The sequence below is a fragment of the Bradyrhizobium sp. genome, assembly GCF_049586575.1.
Taxonomy (GTDB): domain Bacteria; phylum Pseudomonadota; class Alphaproteobacteria; order Rhizobiales; family Xanthobacteraceae; genus Bradyrhizobium.
Genome location: NZ_JBAVCF010000587.1, coordinates 1 through 4,408, shown reverse-complemented (window position 1 = coordinate 4,408; position 4,408 = coordinate 1). Strand labels below are relative to the sequence as shown.

The window sequence follows — 4,408 nt, the reverse complement described above, 5'->3', positions numbered from 1 at the left end:
TACAGAGCCGGATGAGATCCGCCGGCGGCTGGTCGAACAGGTCACCGGCACGGTGCGTTGGCGCGAGTCGGTCGCTTACATGGCGGGTCACGGCGTGACGCGGTTTTTCGAAATCGGTGCCGGCAAGGTGCTGAGTGGGTTGGTCAAACGCATCGCGGAGGGTGCGGTCGGCGTCTCGGTCGGCGGCCCCGGTGATATTGGTTCGGCGAAAGACGCGCTGGTGGTCTGATTCCAACATTCGCATCCGTACTCAGCGGGCACTTTGCGAATGTCAGAATCATAGGATCACAGCAAGAATACAGGTTTCTATTGGGGCTTCGGATTGGACATTCGCTTGCGAGCTTGCGGCTAAATGGGTAGCGAATATCAAATCCACTCCACTAGCCGCCGCGCAATTGTCCTGAGTTGGGAGAAGAAATGATGTTCGATCTCACCGGCCGCACCGCGCTGGTCACAGGCGCAAGCGGAGGCATCGGCGGCGCGATCGCGCAGGCCCTGCACCGGCAAGGCGCTACGGTGGCCATTTCGGGGACCCGTCGCGAGGCATTGGAAACGCTTGCCGGCAAGCTTGGCGAGCGGGTCCATGTGCTGCCTTGCAATCTTTCCGATGCAGCCGAGGTCGAAGCGCTCGTTCCGTCGGCCGAGAAGGCCATGGGGCAGGTCGATATTCTCGTCGCCAATGCGGGCATCACGCGCGACAATCTCTTTGTCCAGTTGCGTGATGAGGACTGGGATCTGGTGATCAACGTCAACTTGACCGCGACTTTCCGTCTCGCCCGCGCTGCAACCAAACTGATGATGCGCAAGCGCTTCGGCCGGATCATCGCTATCACGTCGGTGGTTGGAGTCACCGGTAATCCCGGCCAGGGCAACTACACGGCCTCGAAGGCCGGCCTGATCGGGATGATCAAGACGCTTGGCGCCGAATATGCCCGCCGCAACGTCACCGCCAACTGCATCGCGCCGGGCTTCATCGCCACGCCCATGACCGATGCGCTTAACGAAAAGCAACGCGAGGCCATTCTCGCAAAGGTTCCGGCAGCGCGGCTCGGCACGCCGGACGACATTGCCGCCGCGGCAGTTTATCTGAGCTCGAATGAAGCGGCGTATGTGACGGGTCAGACCATTCACGTCAACGGCGGCATGGCCATGATTTGAGGCCGATGCTGGTCCCTGTGGCCGGGCGAAAAGCCGCCTGGGGTGAGCAATCGAGGCTTGTAGTCAAGGCTTTGGAAGTGTGGTAACCGAACCCCGATGGGGGGCAAAGAACACCATTGCAGGATATGGAAACCCTGTATATTGGCGGTGCGGAGCCTGTCATCGTGCGCTGGGTCCGTGTCGGCCGTGACGGGCCTCAAGGCTATGCGCGAATGCAAATGAAATTCACGACCACGATGGCTCGTACGTCTTGGGTCGGTCCAATGGAACAGCACGAGGTTGAGCGATGAGTGAGATTGGCGAGCGGGTTAAGAAGATCGTGGTTGAACACCTTGGTGTCGAACCCGAAAAAGTGGTCGACAACGCGAGCTTTATTGACGATCTCGGCGCCGACAGTCTCGACACGGTCGAGCTCGTGATGGCCTTTGAAGAAGAATTTGGTTGTGAAATTCCCGACGATGCCGCGGAGACGATTTTAACCGTCGGCGATGCGACTAAATTTCTGGAAAAGAACGCGAAGAGCTGACGCCCCGCGCGGAACTCACAAAGACGGAAAGGGACCGTGGCCTCGCGGTCCCGCCGTTTGTTGCTGGGGACCGCGAACTGCGGGCTGGAGTGATCTAGATGAGGCGGGTTGTCGTCACTGGCCTGGGCATCGTCTCGCCGCTCGGCTGTGGCATCGAGCCGAGCTGGAAGCGTATTCTGAACAGCGAAAGCGGCGCGCGGAAGATCGAGACCTTCGACGTTTCCGATCTTACCAGTCGGATCGCATGTGTGGTGCCTCGCGGCGACGGCTCGGACGGCACCTTCAACGCCGATCAGTGGATGGAGCCGAAAGACCAGCGCAAGGTCGACGACTTCATCATTTTTGCGATGGGCGCGGCGCGCCAGGCGCTCGATGATGCGGACTGGCACCCTGCTAGCGAGGAAGACAGGTGTGCCACCGGCACCATGATCGGTTCCGGGATCGGCGGCTTGTCGGGTATTGCGGATACTTCGATCCTCTTGAAGGAGCGTGGGCCGCGCAAGGTGTCACCGTTCTTCATTCCGGGCCGCCTGATCAATCTCGCCTCGGGCTACGTGTCGATTGAGCACGGTCTCAAAGGCCCCAATCACTCCGTCGTCACGGCCTGTTCGACGGGCGCGCATGCGATTGGCGATGCCAGCCGGCTGATTGCGCTCGGGGACGCCGATGTGATGGTGGCCGGCGGCACGGAATCGCCGATTTGCCGATTGGGGATGGCGGGATTCTGCGCCGCGCGCGCGCTGTCGACGGGCTTCAATGAAACGCCGGAAAAAGCTTCGCGCCCCTACGACAAGGATCGCGACGGCTTCGTGATGGGCGAGGGGGCCGGCATCGTTGTACTCGAGGAATTCGAGCATGCGAAAAAGCGCGGTGCCAAGATTTATGCCGAGGTGATAGGCTACGGATTATCCGGCGATGCCTATCATATCACCTCGCCGTCACCGGACGGCGACGGAGCCTTTCGCAGCATGAGTGCTGCGCTGAAGCGCGCCGGAATTTCAGCTTCCGACATCGACTATATCAATGCTCACGGCACCTCGACGCAGGTGGGCGACGAAATCGAGCTGGGAGCCGTGGAGCGCCTGCTCGGCAACGCAGCCTCCAAGGTCTCCATGTCGTCGACCAAGTCGTGCACGGGTCATCTGCTCGGCGCAGCCGGCGCGATCGAGGCGATTTTCAGTATTCTCGCGATTCGCGATAACATCGCACCGCCGACGATCAATCTCGACAATCCGTCGGTGGAAACCGCCATCGATCTCGTGCCGAAAACGCCGCGTGAGCGCGAAATCAATGTCGTGCTATCGAATTCATTCGGTTTCGGAGGTACAAACGCGTCGGTGATTCTGCGACGCGTGACCGATTAGCGCGGCGAAACTTCGGAACCTGATCGTCACCGGCGCGCAACGCGAATGCTAGAATCAGTCCAACGGCGCGCGACCTATTGTGCAGAAGTTCACCGTTTCGCCGTATTCGGTGATAATTCCTAGATGTGGGCGAGACCACCGGCCGACGTAGTTTGAAGGCCACGATTGAACCGACGGGATTCAGGTTGCATCGATGAGTGAAAGGCCGCCCATTTCGCCCAGGAGTCCGCGCGCCGCGCTTGAGCCCGAGCAGGTACCGCCGCCACCCAAGCGCTCTGAACGCGCCCGCAATCCGTTCATCGTGGTCGGCAACGCCATCATCACGCTGATTCTGTTTCTGATGATCGCCGCCGGTGGAACCTATATTTACGGCAAGAAGAAAATCGAGGCGCCGGGTCCCCTCCAGGAGGATAAGGTCGTCAACATTCCGTCGCGGGCGGGCGTGACTGATATTGCGGATGTCTTGCAGCGCGAAGGAGTCATCGACAACAATCGCTGGGCATTTATCGGCAGCGTGTTTGCGCTCAGGGCGCGTTCTGATCTCAAGCCAGGTGAGTACCAGTTTCAGAAAAATGCCAGCCTGAGAGATGTCATCAGCACCATCGTCGATGGCAAGGTGGTCCAGCATTCGATCACTGTTCCGGAGGGATTGACCTCGGAGCAAATCGTCGCCCGGCTTTCCGACAACGATATTTTCTCGGGGTCGGTACGCGAGATACCGCGCGAAGGCACGCTGTTGCCGGAAACCTACAAATTTCCCCGCGGTACCCCCAGAGAGCAGGTCATCGCGCGCATGCAGCAGGCACAGAAGCGCGTGCTTGCCGAAATCTGGGAACGTCGCAATCCCGATATTCCGATCAAGACGCCGGAGCAGTTGGTGACCCTGGCTTCGATCGTGGAAAAGGAAACCGGCAAGGCGGATGAACGTAGCCGGGTTGCCGCAGTGTTCGTCAACCGGCTGCGGCAGAAAATCAAGTTGCAGTCGGATCCGACGATTATTTACGGGCTGGTCGGCGGCAAGGGAACGTTGGGCCGGCCGATCAAGCGGAGCGAAATCCAGCAGCCTTCGCCCTACAACACCTATGTAGTGGATGGATTGCCGCCTGGGCCGATCGCCAATCCGGGCCGGGCTTCGCTGGAGGCCGCCGCTAATCCTGCGCGAACGCGTGACCTGTTCTTTGTTGCCGACGGCACCGGAGGCCACGCCTTCAGCGACTCCTACGATCAGCATCAGAAAAACGTCGCCAAGCTCCGGGCGATGGAAAAGCAGATCCAGAACGATACAGTCGAGCCGGCGGACGAGCCCCCGCCGCCGGCAGCGGCCAATGCGTCCGCGGATTCGGGCCCGCCGGCTTCGCCG

General features: G+C 60.3%; 4 protein-coding genes and 1 pseudogene. All 5 read left to right on the top strand.

The features are described from left to right. A pseudogene (locus WB528_RS22040) lies at positions 1-229 on the top strand (ACP S-malonyltransferase); the annotation flags it as partial. Positions 230-420: 191 nt separating this feature from the next. Then, positions 421-1,158 carry a 3-oxoacyl-[acyl-carrier-protein] reductase gene (gene fabG / locus WB528_RS22035; RefSeq protein WP_423890659.1) on the top strand — a complete coding sequence of 246 codons (738 nt, stop codon included), beginning with the start codon at positions 421-423 and terminating at the stop codon, positions 1,156-1,158. Between the two features lie 286 nt (positions 1,159-1,444). Continuing rightward, entirely contained in the window at positions 1,445-1,684 is a 240-nt protein-coding gene (locus tag WB528_RS22030; RefSeq protein ID WP_006610957.1) for an acyl carrier protein, read from the top strand. 98 nt (positions 1,685-1,782) lie between these two features. After that, a complete protein-coding gene (gene fabF / locus WB528_RS22025) occupies positions 1,783-3,048 on the top strand; it encodes a beta-ketoacyl-ACP synthase II (RefSeq protein ID WP_423890656.1) in 1,266 nt (421 codons plus the stop codon). Between the two features lie 193 nt (positions 3,049-3,241). Continuing rightward, the coding region (gene mltG / locus WB528_RS22020) for an endolytic transglycosylase MltG (protein WP_423890654.1) at positions 3,242-4,408 on the top strand (1,167 nt) is incomplete at its 3' end.